This is a genomic window from Bradyrhizobium sp. RP6 (assembly GCF_003837805.1).
GTDB lineage: Bacteria > Pseudomonadota > Alphaproteobacteria > Rhizobiales > Xanthobacteraceae > Bradyrhizobium.
On sequence record NZ_RQIT01000019.1, the window covers coordinates 1 to 14,995 of the forward strand.

A 14,995-nucleotide genomic window follows, 5' to 3' on the forward strand; every position below is an offset into this window, starting at 1 on the left:
GCCGCAGCCCAACGCCCTCGATCGGCCGCGAAAACGCAATCGTTCGACGCCGCGCGCCGATCGACGCCTCGCAAAAAAGTCTCATATCGGGAACTGCTCCCGCACGCCCGATTAAGCAAAGCCCTCGCAAGCGGGAGAGGTGCAACAACTGACCTTGACGAGGCAGCGTTGACGACATCCGTGTCCGATCCCTCCCAAAAGCACCAGCGCCGTGAGCACGGCCTGATGCTGGCATTGGTGTCGCCGGCGCTGCTGGTAATCCTGGCGCTGATCGTACTGCCGGTCGGCTGGCTGGCCTGGCAGTCGATCTATCATGACGGCTTCACGCTGGAGAACTATCGCCGTGTCTTCACCGAGGACATCTACTGGCGCAGCTTCGCGCTGACCTTCGAGATCAGCCTCGCGGTCACGTTGATTGCGCTGCTGCTCGGCTATCCCCTGGCCTATCTCGCCAATTCGTTGCCGAAAGGGTGGAGCATTTTCATCCTGGCCTTGGTCGTGCTGCCGTTCTGTACCAGCGTGCTGGTTCGCGCCTATGCCTGGCTGGTGCTGCTTCAGCGTGGTGGCGTGATCAACCAGTTCCTGCGCCATCTCGAATTGATCTCCGAGCCGCTCGCGCTGGTCCACAACACCTTCGGCACGGTGGTTGCCACCGTGCACATCCTGTTGCCCTTCATGGTGCTGCCGCTTTATGCCACCATGCAGAAGATCCCGAACGATCTGATGCAGGCCGGCGCCAGCCTGGGCGCGAGCCCGTCGCTGACGTTCTTCCGGGTCTTCCTGCCGCTGTCGCTGCCGGGCGTGCTGGCAGGCTGCACGATGGTGTTCGTGCTCTGCCTCGGCTTCTACATCACGCCGGAATTGCTCGGCGGCGGCCGTACCGTGATGGTGTCGATGCTGGTGAGCCGCAATGTCGAGCTCTACAACCAGTTCGGGGCCGCGAGCGCGGTCGCAGTGGTGCTGCTCCTCGGCGTGCTCGTGATCTTCTTCGCGGTCAGCCGCTTCATCTCGCTCGATCGCGTGCTGGGACAGAAATGATGCGCGCCTCGCCCGCCTGGATTGTCGTGTACGTGATCAGCGTGCTGGTGCTGGTCTATCTGATCCTTCCCGTGCTGATCATCGTGCCGATCTCGTTCTCCAGCGCGCGTTTCCTGACGTTCCCGCCGCCGTCCTTCTCGCTGCGCTGGTACGAGCAATATTTCTCAAATCCCGCCTGGATGCAGGCGACGCGGGTGACGCTGACGGTCGCATTCCTGACCGTCCTGATCGCGACGCCGTGCGGCGTTGCCGCCGCCTACGCCGTCAGCCAATCCAGGCTGCGTATCATGCGCGTTATCCACATGGCGCTGCTTCTGCCGCTGGTGGTGCCGATCATCATCACCGCGGTCGGCATCTTCTTCGTCTATGCCCGGGTCGGTCTGGTCGCGACCCTGCCCGGCCTCGTTCTGGCGAATGTGATGCTGGGATTGCCTTACGTTGTCATCTCCGTGCTCGCGGGCCTGCAGAGCTTCGATCCGGCGCAGGAGATGGTGGCGCGCAGTCTCGGCATGAACCGCCTGCGCAGCTTCTTCGCGGTGACGCTGCCGCAGATCAAGTCCAGTGTCGTCGCCGGCGGCATCTTCGCTTTCATCTCGGCGATGGACGAGACGATCGTCGCGCTGTTCATCTCCGGCGGCCAGTACCAGCCGCTGACCAAGCGCATGTTCACCGCGCTGCGCGACGAGATCGACCCAACCATCGCCGCGATCTCGACGCTGATGACTGCGGCCTCCTTCATGCTGGTGCTGCTGGCGAGCACGCGGCAGACGCGGAGCGGGTGAAGATGGCGCCCGTCCGGGGATCCCGGCGTTCGGTTCGGCCGATCGCAGGCGAAGACGTCGGAGCGCGGTAGCAAATCGCTTGATCGCGGCGCGTTGATCGTGCCATGGTTCCGCCCGCGCCGATTTGATCCTCAGCTTGCGGGCGCTTCTACAAATGCAGCTAAAGAGAACCGCTAGCCCTGCATCGTCCCGCATTGTGTGAAATCGTCGGCCATCTCGACCGGGAGGGCCAGATGAAATTTGCTGCGATCGCGGACGTGCACGGGAATCGACCGGCGCTGGATGCCGTCCTTGCGGACATTGCCGCGCTCGGTATCGACGACGTCGTGAATCTCGGGGACCACGTCAGCGGACCGCTCGAGGCGGCCAGAACTGCAGACCTGCTCATCGAGCGGGGCTTTCCCTCGGTGCGGGGCGATCAGGACCGAATCCTCCTGGAGCTCCGGCAGGCGGGCACTTCGGCGCGCAGCGACTTCCAGCAACTCGGGCGCAAGCATTTCGACTGGATGGCAAGCATGCCACCCACGCTGATGTACAGAGACCGGGTGTTCCTGTGCCATGCGTCGCCTGGGAACGACGCCGCCTTCTGGCTCGATCATATAGCCGGTGACGGCGGCGTGCGGGCCAGTCCGATCGAGGTGATCGAGTCCGAAGCCGAGGGGATCGCGGCCGAAATCATCCTGTGCGGGCACACTCATATTCCGAGGGTCGTTCGTCTGAGGGATGGACGGCTGGTCGTAAACCCCGGCAGCGTCGGGCTGCCCGGTTACGACGGGAAGTTGCCTGTGCCTTACGTGGTTGAGGTCGGCACGCCCCACGCGTGCTACGCCATATTGGAGCACTCCGGACCCGCCTGGACCGCGACGATCCGCTATGTGCCCTACGATAGCGCGGCCATGGCCGCGCTGGCGTGCAGCAGGGGCATGCTCACCTGGGCGAGCGCGATTGCAACCGGTTGGGTTCGGCCGGAGCGCCATTAGGCCGGCGCCGGTCAGAACCACCCCTGGTTCGCGCTGACGCCGCGGACCTTGAAGTCCTCCGGTATCTGCTCACGGATCTGCTCCGGCGGCAGCGGCACGGGCCGTCGTGCAACGGGCAGGGACGGGCATGCCGCCCGCGCAGGGTGCAAAAAGCCTTTCGATCTTGCGCGTCCTGTCGGCCTGTCCTACGCCACGTCCGAACGAAATTCATGCGAGGCGGTCAGGGGCATCGCCGAAGTCTTGAGGGAGCCGACATGACCATTCGCAACACCCGTACGGGGGGCCAGATCCTGATCGATCAGCTCGTCGCGCAAGGCGTCGAGCGCGTCACCTGCGTGCCGGGGGAGAGCTATCTGGCGGCGCTCGATGCGCTGCATGACAGCCCGATCGACGTCGTGATCTGCCGGGCCGAAGGCGGCGCGGCGATGATGGCGGAGGCCTATGGCAAGCTCACGGGACGGCCCGGAATCTGCTTCGTCACCCGCGGGCCGGGCGCGACCAATGCCAGCCACGGCGTCCACGTCGCGATGCAGGATTCGACGCCGATGATCCTGTTCGTAGGCCAGGTCGACACCGGCATGCGGGAGCGCGAGGCGTTCCAGGAGCTCGACTACAAGGCGGTGTTCGGCTCCATGGCGAAATGGGCGGTCGAGATCGATCGCCCCGATCGCATTCCGGAGCTGGTCGCGCGCGCCTTCCGCGTCGCCATGCAGGGCCGCCCCGGTCCCGTGGTGATCGCGCTGCCGGAGAACATGCTGACCGAGACCGCAGCCGTTGCCGATGCCATGCGCATCGAGCCCGCCGTGAGCTGGCCGGCGCCTGCCGATATCGAACGCGTTGGTGCGATGCTTGCGAGCGCCAAGGCGCCGCTCGTCATTCTCGGCGGTTCGCGCTGGACGGATGAGGCGACCAAGAGCATTGCACGGTTTGCCGAGCGGTTCGACCTGCCGGTCGCGACCTCGTTCCGCCGGGCCTCGCTGATCGACGCCGACCATTCGCACTATGCCGGCGATCTCGGCATCGGGCCGAGCCCGGGCCTGAAGGCGCGTATCGAGGGCGCCGATGTCATTCTGCTCATCGGCGGCCGCATGTCGGAGATGCCGTCCTCGTCCTACACGCTGCTCGACATTCCGACCCCGCAGCAAAAGCTGATCCATGTGCATCCGGGCTCGGAAGAGCTCGGCCGCGTCTATCAGCCGGCGCTCGCGATCCAGGCGACGCCGGCTGCGTTCGCGGCGGCCGTCGAGACGCTGAAGCCCGCCGGCACGGTCGCCTGGAAGGGCGAGGCCGCCAAGGCGCACGCCGATTATCTCGCCTGGACCGGGAAGGCGCGCGAGCTGCCGGGCACGTTCCAGTACGGCCAGGTGATGACCTGGCTGCGCGACCGCCTGCCCAAGGACGCCATCGTCTGCAACGGCGCCGGCAATTATGCCGGCTGGATCCATCGCCATCACCGTTTCCACAGCTTCGCCGCCCAGCTCGCGCCGACCTCGGGCTCGATGGGCTACGGCGTGCCGGCGGGCGTGCTCGCCAAGCGGCAATATCCGGATCGCGTCGTCGTCGCGTTCGCCGGCGACGGCTGCTTCCTGATGAACGGCCAGGAATTTGCGACGGCCGTGCAGTATGACGCGCCGTTGATCGTGATCGTCGTCGACAATTCGCAATACGGCACCATTCGCATGCACCAGGAGCGCGACTATCCCGGCCGTGTCGTCGGCACCCAGCTCAAGAATCCGGATTTCGCGATGTACGCGAAGGCATTCGGTGGTCATGGCGAGCGCGTCGAGCGCACCGAAGAGTTCGCGCCGGCCTTCGAGCGCGCGCTCGCCTCGGGGAAGCCGGCGATCCTCCACTGCATCATCGATCCGCGCGCGATCTCGGTCGGCAAGGATTTTGTGCCCGCAGTGAAGGCTTAAGGCGATGCCGGCCTGCCGTCACGTCGCCATCATCGGTGCCGGTGCGATCGGCGTGATCAGCGCGATCGAGGCCCTGCGCGAGGGCCATCGCGTCACGCTGATCGATCCGGGCGAGCCCGGTGGCGAACAGGCGGCGAGCTACGGCAATGCCGGCTGGCTGTCGTCGCATTCGGTGATTCCGCCGGCCGAGCCGGGCATCTGGAGGAAGGTGCCGGGATATCTCTTGGACCCGCTCGGCCCGCTCGCGATCCGCTGGTCCTACTTGCCGAAGGCGTTGCCCTGGCTGGTCAAGTACCTGCTCTCGGGCTGGACCGCGGCGCGGGTCGAGACCACGGCGTTCGCGCTGCGCGATCTCCTGAAGGACGCGCCGTTGCTGCACCGGAAGCTCGCGGAAGAGGCCGGCGTCCCTGAATTGATCGAGCGCAACGGCGTGATGCATGTCTTTCCCTCGCGCGGCAATTTCGACAATGATCTCGGCTGGCGCCTGCGCAAGAAGGTCGGCGTCCAATGGCTGGAGCTCAATGCCGATGAGATGCGCCAGCGCGAGCCGGAGCTGCATCCGCGCTACACCTTTGGCGTGGTGGTGGAGGAGGCCGGGCGCTGCCGCGATCCCGGCGCCTATGTCGCCGCGCTCGCCGCGCATGCGCTGGCGAGCGGCGCCAGACAGGTGCGCGCCAAGGCGACGGGGCTCAAGCTCTCCGGCAACAAGCTCGTCGCCGTCATCACCGAGACCGGCGAGATCGCCTGCGATGCCGCTGTGATCGCCGCCGGCGCGAGGTCGAAGCAGCTCACCGCGTCGGTGGGCGATCCCCTGCCGCTCGAGAGCGAGCGCGGCTATCATGTCGTGATCGAGAATCCGGAAGTCGGTCCCCGTAGCTCGATGATGGCGTCCGACGCCAAGATGGTGGTGAACTGGACCAACAAGGGCCTGCGCGCCGCCGGCACGGTGGAGTTTGCCGGTCTCGAAGCCGCACCGAACTGGAAGCGCGCCGAGATCCTGCGCAACCACCTCATCGGCATGTTCCCGAAATTGCCGAAGGACATTCCGGCCTCGCGCGTCAAGACCTGGTTCGGCCATCGCCCGAGCATGCCGGACGGACGTCCTTGCATCGGCTATGCGCGCGCCTCCCGCGACGTCGTCTATGCGTTCGGCCACGGCCATGTCGGCCTGGTCGGCTCGGCCCGCACCGGCCGTCTCGTCGCCCAGCTCGTGAGCGGCAAGGCGCCTGAGATTCCGCTCGGCCCCTTCGCGCCTGATCGTTTCCTCTGAGAGCGCACCATGACCTATTCTGCCAGCTCGACCTCCCGCATCGCCCGTGGTGGCAAGGCCATCTATGGCGCGCCCCTCGGCATCCTGATGCTAGAGGCGCGCTTCCCCCGGATTCCCGGCGACATGGGCAACGGCACGACCTGGCCGTTCCCAGTTCTGTATCGCGTGGTGAGCGGGGCTTCGCCGGAGAAGGTGGTGCTGAAGGGCGCGGCCGGCCTGTTGCCCGACTTCATCGACGCGGCCAAGGATCTGGTGCGGCTGGGCGCCGAGGCCATCACCACCAATTGCGGCTTCCTCTCGCTGTTCCAGAAGGAGATCGCGGCCGCCGTCGGCGTTCCCGTCGCGACCTCGTCATTGATGCAGGTGCCCTGGGTGCAGGCGACCTTGCCGCCGGGCAAGCGCGTCGGCCTCGTCACGGTATCGGGCGCGACCCTGACCCCGGCTCATCTCGAAGGCGCCGGCGTGCCGCTCGACACGCCGCTGGTCGGCACCGAGAACGGCAAGGAGTTTTTCCGTGTCCTGATCAAGGCCGAGAAGGATGACATGGACGTGGCGCAAGCCGAGCGCGACGTGGTCGAGGCTGGTAAAGAGCTCGTCGCAAGGAATCCGGATGTCGGCGCCATCGTGCTCGAATGCACCAACATGCCGCCTTATGCCGCAGCGCTTCAGGCCGAAGTCGGGCTGCCGGTCTACGACATCTATTCCATGATCACCTGGTTTCATGCTGGACTGCGCCCGCGCGTCTTTGCGTGAACGCGTCCGCGAGATCGTCACTAGTCCTGGAGCGAACCCATGAAACTATCCGGCAAGGTCGCCGCCATCACCGGTGCGGCGCGCGGTATCGGCAAGGCCTGCGCGAAGAGATTCCTGGACGATGGCGTCAAGGTCGTCATCTCCGATGTCGATGCAGACGGCCTCGCCGCGACGGCCGCCGAGCTCGGGCGGCCGGACGCCCTGCGCACTGTCGTTGGCAACGTCGCCAAGCGCGCGGACGTGGATCAGCTGGTCGCGACAGCCGCGAAGGAGTTCGGCCGGCTCGACATCATGGTCAACAATGCCGGTGTCGCCCGCAACCGCGACATTCTCGAGATTACCGAAGAGGAGTTCGACGAGATCATCGGCATCAACTTGAAAGGCGCATTCTTCGGCGTGCAGGCGGCCGCCAGGCAGATGATCGGGCAAGGCGGCGGCGGGGTCATCATCAACATGTCCTCGGTGAATGCGCTGCTGGCGATCCCGACGCTTGCGACCTACGCCATCTCCAAGGGCGGCATGAAGCAGCTCACCTCGGTCGCCGCCGTTGCGCTGGCTCCGCACAACATTCGTGTCGTGGCGGTCGGCCCCGGCACGATCCTGACCGACATGGTGGCCTCGTCCATCTACACCTCGGAAGATGCCCGCAGGACCGTGATGTCACGCACGCCGGCGGGCCGCGGCGGCGAGCCGAGTGAGGTGGCGTCGGTCGTGGCGTTCCTTGCCAGCGACGATGCGTCCTACATCACCGGGCAGACGATCTATCCGGACGGCGGCCGGCTGATCCTGAACTACACGGTGCCGGTGAAGGAGAAGTAGGGCTCACTCCGCCGCAACGGTGATCCCGTAACCCAGCCGCTTCGAAATGCTCCCGGCGCAGTCGCGCAGCGCGTGCGCGATCGGGCTGTCCCAGCGGGCATCGAAGGTGCCTTCCGGTCCCATCGCGGTGATGACCAGCGCGACATGGCCGGAATGATCGAACACCGGCGCGGAGAACGCGTTGACGCCGGGCAGGGGATCGCCGAGCGCACGGGCGACGCCGTGCTTGCGAACTTCGGCGAGCATCTCGGTGAGCTTGGCGCCTTTCACGGCGCGCTTCGGATTGTAGCCGACGCCATGACGGTCGAGACCGCTTTCGAGCGCGGCGCTGATCGTCTTCTCCGGCAGGAACGCCGCAAACGCGCGGCCAGTCGCGGTCTCCAGCAGCGCCATCACCGAGCCGACGCGCATCACGATGTGCACCGGTTGGGCCGGCTCTTCGAGCTGCACCACGGTCGGGCCGTGCGTGCCCCAGACCGCGAGCGAGACCGCGTGACCGATCTGGCTGGCCAGGCCCGCGATCTTCGGCCGCGCGATGCGCACGCCCGAGAGGCGGCGCAGGCTGATCAGGCCGAGCTCGAGCGCCAGCGCGCCGATCTCGTAGCGGCCGGTGGTCTCGTCCTGCTCGATCAGGCCGATGCGGGAGAAGCTGGCGAGATAGGGATGCGCCTTGGCCGGCGTCATGCCGGCCTCGCGGGCAAGATCGCGCAGCATCATCGGCTCGCCGCATCTTGCGAGCGCGCGGAGCAATTCTCCGCCGACCTCGATCGACTGGATGCCGCGGCTTTCCCTCTTCATGCGCCTCCTGGCGGGTGGCCTACGCTGCGTCGCGCTTGGCGGCGCTGTCGGCAAGATGTCGTCCGGCAATGTAGCCGAAGGTCAGCGCCGGCCCAAGGGTGATGCCGGCGCCGGGATAATTGCCGCCCATGATGCTCGCCATGTCGTTGCCGGCGGCATAGAGGCCGGGAATCACGCGGCCTTCGGCGTCGAGCGCCCGCGCGTTCTCGTCGGTGACGATGCCAGCATAGGTGCCGAGATCGCCGATCACCATCTTGATGGCGTAGAACGGTCCGTTCTCGATCGGCGCGACGCAGGGGTTCGGGCCGTGCAGTGCGTCGCCCTGGTAGCGGTTATAGGCCTTCGAGCCCTTGCCGAAGGCGGCATCGTGACCCAGTGGCGCGGTCGCATTGAAGTGCCTGACCGTCTCGGCGAACGCCTTGGCGTCGATCCCGGCTTTCGCTGCCAGCGCCTCCAGCGTGTCGCCGCGCATGAGATAGCCCGTCTTCAAATGATGGCCCAGCGGCATCGGGAAGGGCGGCACGCAGCCGAGGCCGTATTTGCGCAGCGTCTTGTGATCGCAGACAAGGAAGGCGGCGATCTCCTCGCCGGGCCTGGCCGCCTTGACCATGGCCTGGACGAAGTCGTGATAGGAATTGCCTTCATTGGCGAAACGCCTGCCGTCGCGCATCACCGCGATCACGCCGGGCTTGGCGCGGTCGATGAAATGCGGCATCACGCCCTTCGATCCGTCCTTGCGCGTGGACAGCGACACCGGCACCCAGGCCGCCGCGTTCGGCAGGCGATCCTCGATGCGACCGCCGGCGCCTTCCGCCAGGCGCAGTCCATCCCCGGTGTTGCCGGTCGGCCCGGGCGAATAATGCTCATTGCCGGTCGGCGCGTGCGGAAACATTTTTCTGCGGCGTGCCACGTCGTGCGGGAAACCGCCGCAGGCGAGCACGACGCCCCGGCGGGCACGAACGCGCACCTCGCGTCCCTCGTGCGAGACGATAGCGCCGGTTACGGCGCCATTCTCGACCGTCAGCTCGCGCACCGGCGAGGACAGCCACATCGGAATCTTCAGGTCGAGCGCAGACTTTGCCAGGCGCCCGGCGAGCGCGTTGCCGTTGGTGAGCGTCATGCCGCGGCCGTAGCGCAGCACGTCCATCAGATGCCGCGACAGCCGCTTGGCGACATAAGCGGCTGAGGTCAGCGACTTCGTCACCCGCATGAAATGGATGATCTCCTTGCCGGAGCCCAGCATCATGCCGAACACGGTGAGCTCCGGCAGCGGCATGCCCAAGGACTTGATGAGGTCGCCGAGCTCGCGGCCGTCGAACGGGCGCGTCACCATGGAGCGGCCGCCCTGGGCGCCGCCGGGGGCCTCGGCGTGATAGTCCGGAAACACCAGCGGCATGTCGAAGCGCAGCGCGGTCTTGGAGGTGAAGAAATCGACCGCCTCGGGACCGGCGCTCAGGAAAGCATCGACGCGTGCCGCGTCGTAATTGTTGCCGGCCTCGTGCCGCAGATAGGTGCGGGCCTGCTCCGGCGTTTCCTCGATGCCGTAGGCCTTCGCCAGCGAGGTGCCGGGAATCCAGAGCCAGCCGCCGGAGCGGGCGGTGGTGCCGCCGAAGCGCGGCTCCTTTTCCACAATCAGCACGTCCAGGCCGCGATAGCGCGCGGTGATCGCGGCCGACATGCCGGAGCAACCCGATCCGGCCACGAGCACATCGCACTCGTAAGTCTCAATTGCGCTATGCTCGCTGCCGGTCATGTCTCACCTCACTTCTTCAGGAGCGGACATTTGGACTCGGAGACCGGGCGGAAGGCGTCTTCGCCCTTCACGGTCTTGACGATCTCCAGGTAGTCCCACGGCTCCTTCGATTGCTCGGGCGTCTTCACCTTGGCGAGATACATGTCGCGGATGACGCGGCCGTCCTCGCGCAGTTTGCCACCATGGACGAAGATATCCTCGATCGGCAGCTCGCGCATCTTGGCCATCACCTTGGCGGAATCGTCGGTGCCGGCGGCCTTGATTGCCTTCAGGTAATGCAGCACCGAACCGTAGACGCCGGTCTGGATCATGGTCGGCATCACCTTGGTGCGCTCGTAGAACTTCTTCGACCAGGCGCGGGTGGCCTCGTTCATGGCCCAGTAGGACGCCGTGGTCATGTAGGTGCCCTGCGCAGCTTTCAGACCGATCGCGTGTACGTCGGTGTCGAACATCAGAAGGCCGACCAGCTTCTGGCCGCCCTGGACGAGGCCGAACTCGCCGGACTGCTTGATGGCATTGTCGGTGTCCTGGCCTGCATTGGCGAAGGCGACAACGTCGGATTTCGAGCTCTGCGCCTGGAGCGCGAAGGAGGAGAAGTCGGCGGTGTTGGTCGGATGCTTCACGCCGCCGAGCACCTTGCCGCCCATCTCGTTGATGAAGCGCGTGGCGTCCTTCTCGAGCTGCTGGCCGAAGGCGTAGTCGGCGGTGATGAAGTACCAGGACTTTCCGCCTTCCTTGATGACGGCCGAGGCCGTCACCTTCGACAGCGCGTAGGTGTCATAAGTGAAGTGCACGGTGTTCGGGCTGCACAGCTCGTCGGTCAGCGAGCTCGCGCCGGGACCGGACAGCAGCGCGACCTTGCCCCGCTCGCGCACCATGTTGTGCACGGCGATCGCGATGCCGGAATTGGGGATGTCGACGACGGCGTCGACCTTGCCGTTGTCGAACCAGCCGCGCACGATCTGCACGCCGACGTCGGTCTTCATCTGATGATCGGCGCCGATGATCTCGATCGGCTTGCCGAGCACGGTCGGCCCGAACTCCTCCACCGCCATCTTCGCGGCTTCGACGGAGCCCGGCCCGCTGTTGTCGCGGCCCCAGCTGGACAGATCCGTCAGCACGCCGATCCGCACCACATCGTCGGAGACTTGAGCAGAAGCAGCAGACGTCATGGCCGCGAGCATGGCGCAGGCCAGAAACCCCTTCATCGTCGTTCCCTCTCTTTCTTGGCCGCTTGGGGCGGCGGGTATTCTGCAGCCAATTAGATAGTGACAAATGAGTTTGTCAATGGCGAATGATTGGGTGAAAGGGCCGGTTCCTCCTTGGCGACAACAGGGACGCGGCTGCTTCGGCATCGTCATCACGAGCGAAGGGAAGCAATCCAGAATGTCTCCGCGGATGCACTCTTCGTCGCCGCGCTGGTGGCGCCGGAGACGGGGCGGGACTCGCTAGAGTGCTGAGCGTCGGGGCAAGCAAGCGGGATTTGCAGCGTTCGGAAACACCAGGAAGGTGATGGTCGTCGGCGCGAGCTGAACTGCTCCCGCTGGTGTTGCCCGTGCCTCGAGCCGGGGGAGCCGGCCATCGGCGGTCAGCGCGAGCCTCTTGCCATTCAACTGCACCATCGTGCCCTGCAACCGCGCCGCGTGCAGTGTGTACCGTTCGGCGGAATCCGAGAGCGTCAGCGCACGTGATGTGCGGCGCGAAGTGTTGATTGCGAGCAGCGACACCGCGCCTGCCATGGCCGGATGGCAATGCGCATAGAGATGGAGATCGCGCGGAGCAGCCTTGCCTGCGTCCAGTACGATCGTTCCCATCAGCCGGTGCCAGAGCAGCGCGGCCCAATAGCTCGGCCGCGGCCGGAACGTTGTTTCGTCGAGCAGGCCGTAATCGCTGGCGGCCAGCGTGTTGTGCATCACCACCTGGACGCCGGCCCGCGCCAGGCGTCCGAGCTGGTCGAGATAGCGGAACGTGTCGAGAAAGGTTTGGTCCCATCGGCTGCCGCCGCAGGCCGCATCAGCCGTCTCGGTCAGCCAGATCGGCTTGCCCGGCTCGAATGCGTCCCGCAGGGCCTGGTAGGTCCTGAGTGTCGCCTCCGGACGGGCCAGCCAATGTTCCGAGAGCGCCTGCGCCGGATCGTCGTGACCGCTACAGCGCGGCGAGATCGTGTTGTAATGGTGATAGGAGAAGCGATCGACGCCGGGACCGGATGCGGCAAGCAGCTCGCGCGTGGTGATGCCCGAGCCGGATCGGAATGGTGCATCGCCGACCGAGCCTGGGCCGAGGATTAGCGTGTCCGGCGCGGCGCGCCGCATCCAATCGCGGAAGACCTTGAAGTCGCGGCCATAGGCGATCGCATCATATCCTGCCGGTGTACCATTCTTTGCTGCGAGCGTCGGCTCGTTCATGAATTCGGCGGCGGCGATGCGACCGCCCAGCGCGCGCGTGGTGTCGATCAGCTGCTGTGCCTGATCCGGTCTCCACACACCAATGGCATCGCGGCTGCCGGGACTGATCGCAAAGGAGGTGACGATCTCCGCATCGACCGCGCGCGCGAACTCCACGACGCCGCGCCACTGCGCTCGGCTGAGCAGGGAGTTGAATCCCGGCGGCGGCTCTCCCGGCGTCTCGGCAAAGAACGTTGCATTGGCCCAGGTGCCGCTCACGCGCAGATAGGCCGGCGACAACGCCGCGGCGAGCAGGCGCAGGCGCGCATTGGCAAGATCGGTCGGTGGTCTCGCGCTGTAGCGATTCCGTTCGTCGAAGGCGCGTGCCGTGCGCGGGTAAGGCTTCCAGAACCGTCCGCCGGTGACCTCCACCATCTCGATGTTGTAGGATTGAAAGCGCACGTCGATCGTTCCGATCGCTTTCAGTCCGGCAGGTGAGATGGCGTCGGCGTGCGCAGCACACGCCGTTGCGGCGGCGAGCAGGGCGATCGTCATCGCGACTGCCGCACGACCGGCTGGACGCGGTCGGGACCCTGGCCTGTCGCTTGCTGCCGCCTGGTTCATGCGCGATGCCCGGGCCAGATGCACAAGAGGCAATCTGGCCTTGCCTGTAACCACAATTCTATCTCCATTTTACCTCGCCGTGCCGCCGAGAGCTTCGGGGCTCCCCCATTGGCGGGCCCGGGAGCTGGCTTCCGCAGGAGCGAAGGGGGACGGCCCGGCGGCCGACCAAATGGATCGGGACGAAAAAAATCTTCCAGCCCCCCTTGAAGCCGGTTTCCGGCTTTCTAAGTCGTTTTTCGCCGCGAGAGCGGTGTGCCGGATGCCAGGATCGGGTCCGGCACGGGCGCCGGGCTGGCCTTTCGGACCCGTCTGAAATCCCGCCTTGCGCTCCTTCGTATCCATCTTGCTCTTTGGAGGACTTGGTTATGAGGACCAGTTTCGACTTCGCGCCCCTGTGGCGCTCCACCATCGGCTTCGACCACCTGGCCGACCTCGTCGACAGCACGCTGCGCCAGGCGACCGAGGACAATTATCCCCCCTACAACATCGAGCGTTCCGGCGAAGACCATTACCGGATCAGCCTTGCGGTAGCGGGCTTCGGGGCCAGCGATATCACCGTGACGGCCGAGCAGAACGCGCTCACCATCGAGGGCAGGAAGCCCGAGACTGCTGCGCGCGAATATCTATACCAGGGCATCGCCGCGCGTCCGTTCCGGCGCGTGTTCAATCTCGCCGACTACGTCCAGGTGAAGCAGGCCTCGTTCCAGGACGGGCTCCTGATCATCGACCTCGTCCGCGAGGTTCCGGAAGCCATGAAGCCGCGCCGCATTCCGATCGCGGGCGGCGCTTCTGCGGCATCGCAGATCGAGCAGAAGAAAGCAGCCTGAGCGCTCGATCGAATGGCGGAACGCGGCGCGCGGATGCGCGGGCCGCGCTCCCGATGCATGAAGGAGAGAACCATGGCTTTTCGTGATCTCATTCCCTGGTCGAGAAACCAGGAGCTTGCGCCAGCGCGCGACAATTTCGATCCGTTCCTGACGCTTCACCGCGAGATGAACCGTCTGTTCGACGACGTCTTCCGTGGCTTCGGCGGGCCCGGCCTGTCGCCGCTGATGGAAGGCCGCTTCGGCTGGCCGAAGGTCGAGCTCAGCGAGACCGACAACGCGCTGACCGTCTCCGCCGAGCTTCCCGGCCTCACCGAGAAGGACGTGCAGGTCGAGATCGCCAATGGCGTCCTGACCGTCCGCGGCGAGAAGAAGGCGGAGCGCAACGGCGAAGGCAGGTACTTCACCGAGCGCTATTACGGTGCCTTCGAGCGGCAGATCCCGCTGGAGGGTGTCGAGGAAGACAAGGCCGAGGCCTCGTTCAAGAACGGCGTCCTGACCGTGTCGTTGCCGAAATCGGAGAAGGCGCGCGAAGGCGTCAAGCGCATCGCGATCAACACGCACTAGTGTCAAGCGGGGCGGCGGCGATGTGGCGCCGCCGTCTCCTCGTCAACAAGCCGTCCCCCTGGAAAGGAGCATGTGGGAGACCCACCGATGACCAACGTGAATACCAATTCCGGCACTCTCAATCCGCTGTTTCATCCCGCCGCCCACTACGACTCGCCTGCCGACGTCCTGAATGCCGAGGAGCTCTCGTCGCCCGAGAAGCGCGTCATCCTGTCGTCCTGGGCATCGGACATGTACGCGGTCGAATCCTGTCCCGCCTTGCGCGAGATTCCCGGCATGAGCCACACGGTCCGGCTCGCCGACATTCTGGCCGCCTTGCGCAAGCTCGATGGCGACAACGACAATGACGACCCGCCGCGGGGCGGCGGCGTGCCGATGCGGTTGCGGCGGCCATGGGCCGCCGCCGAAGGGCAGGCGGCATGATGTTCACGCCCACCGTCCTCGGGCTCGTGCTGCTCGGCCAGGCCGCGGCCGCCTGGACCGTCCC

14 protein-coding genes are annotated in these 14,995 nt (G+C 66.0%); 10 read left to right on the top strand and 4 right to left on the bottom strand.

Annotated features, from left to right (window positions below):
* The first annotated feature begins 225 nt into the window (after window positions 1-225).
* From EHH60_RS27295 to EHH60_RS27325, 7 genes are all read left to right on the top strand, one after another.
* A complete protein-coding gene (locus EHH60_RS27295) occupies window positions 226-1,038 on the top strand; it encodes an ABC transporter permease (RefSeq protein ID WP_124162596.1) in 813 nt (270 codons plus the stop codon).
* Entirely contained in the window at window positions 1,035-1,820 is a 786-nt protein-coding gene (locus EHH60_RS27300; RefSeq protein WP_124162485.1) for an ABC transporter permease, read from the top strand. The genes EHH60_RS27295 and EHH60_RS27300 overlap by 4 nt, the downstream gene beginning before the upstream one ends.
* Window positions 1,821-2,053: 233 nt before the next feature.
* Window positions 2,054-2,800 carry a metallophosphoesterase family protein gene (locus EHH60_RS27305; RefSeq protein ID WP_124162486.1) on the top strand — a complete coding sequence of 249 codons (747 nt, stop codon included), beginning with the start codon at window positions 2,054-2,056 and terminating at the stop codon, window positions 2,798-2,800.
* A gap of 254 nt (window positions 2,801-3,054) precedes the next feature.
* Window positions 3,055-4,716 (top strand): thiamine pyrophosphate-binding protein, encoded by a 1,662-nt coding sequence (locus tag EHH60_RS27310; protein ID WP_124162487.1) that lies wholly within the window; start codon window positions 3,055-3,057, stop codon window positions 4,714-4,716.
* 4 nt (window positions 4,717-4,720) lie between these two features.
* The gene (locus tag EHH60_RS27315) at window positions 4,721-5,986 is read left to right on the top strand and encodes an NAD(P)/FAD-dependent oxidoreductase (protein ID WP_124162488.1); all 1,266 of its coding nucleotides are present in this window, start codon (window positions 4,721-4,723) and stop codon (window positions 5,984-5,986) included.
* Between the two features lie 9 nt (window positions 5,987-5,995).
* Entirely contained in the window at window positions 5,996-6,739 is a 744-nt protein-coding gene (locus EHH60_RS27320; RefSeq protein ID WP_124162489.1) for an aspartate/glutamate racemase family protein, read from the top strand.
* 39 nt (window positions 6,740-6,778) lie between these two features.
* Complete coding sequence (locus EHH60_RS27325; RefSeq protein ID WP_124162490.1) at window positions 6,779-7,558, top strand: SDR family NAD(P)-dependent oxidoreductase; 780 nt, start codon at window positions 6,779-6,781, stop codon at window positions 7,556-7,558.
* Window positions 7,559-7,561: 3 nt separating this feature from the next.
* Here the strand turns inward: EHH60_RS27325 and EHH60_RS27330 are convergent, their stop codons facing one another.
* From EHH60_RS27330 to EHH60_RS27345, 4 genes are all read right to left on the bottom strand, one after another.
* The gene (locus EHH60_RS27330) at window positions 7,562-8,356 is read right to left on the bottom strand and encodes an IclR family transcriptional regulator (RefSeq protein ID WP_124162491.1); all 795 of its coding nucleotides are present in this window, start codon (window positions 8,354-8,356) and stop codon (window positions 7,562-7,564) included.
* A gap of 19 nt (window positions 8,357-8,375) precedes the next feature.
* Window positions 8,376-10,109: an FAD-dependent oxidoreductase gene (locus tag EHH60_RS27335; protein WP_124162492.1), complete on the bottom strand. Its 1,734-nt coding sequence runs from the start codon at window positions 10,107-10,109 to the stop codon at window positions 8,376-8,378.
* Between the two features lie 8 nt (window positions 10,110-10,117).
* Window positions 10,118-11,317, bottom strand: coding sequence for an ABC transporter substrate-binding protein (locus EHH60_RS27340; RefSeq protein ID WP_124162493.1), 1,200 nt, complete (start codon window positions 11,315-11,317; stop codon window positions 10,118-10,120).
* A 240-nt stretch (window positions 11,318-11,557) separates the two neighbouring features.
* The gene (locus EHH60_RS27345) at window positions 11,558-13,048 is read right to left on the bottom strand and encodes a glycosyl hydrolase family 79 N-terminal domain-containing protein (protein WP_199752070.1); all 1,491 of its coding nucleotides are present in this window, start codon (window positions 13,046-13,048) and stop codon (window positions 11,558-11,560) included.
* 434 nt (window positions 13,049-13,482) lie between these two features.
* Here EHH60_RS27345 and EHH60_RS27350 point away from each other — a divergent pair, with 434 nt between their 5' ends.
* The 3 genes from EHH60_RS27350 (at window position 13,483) to EHH60_RS27360 (ending at window position 14,931) form a co-directional block, all read left to right on the top strand.
* On the top strand, window positions 13,483-13,944 hold the full coding sequence (locus EHH60_RS27350; protein WP_124162495.1) for an Hsp20 family protein: 462 nt from the start codon (window positions 13,483-13,485) through the stop codon (window positions 13,942-13,944).
* 72 nt (window positions 13,945-14,016) lie between these two features.
* Entirely contained in the window at window positions 14,017-14,508 is a 492-nt protein-coding gene (locus tag EHH60_RS27355; protein WP_124162496.1) for an Hsp20/alpha crystallin family protein, read from the top strand.
* Window positions 14,509-14,595: 87 nt separating this feature from the next.
* Window positions 14,596-14,931, top strand: coding sequence for a hypothetical protein (locus tag EHH60_RS27360; protein ID WP_124162497.1), 336 nt, complete (start codon window positions 14,596-14,598; stop codon window positions 14,929-14,931).
* The last annotated feature ends 64 nt before the right edge of the window (window positions 14,932-14,995 follow it).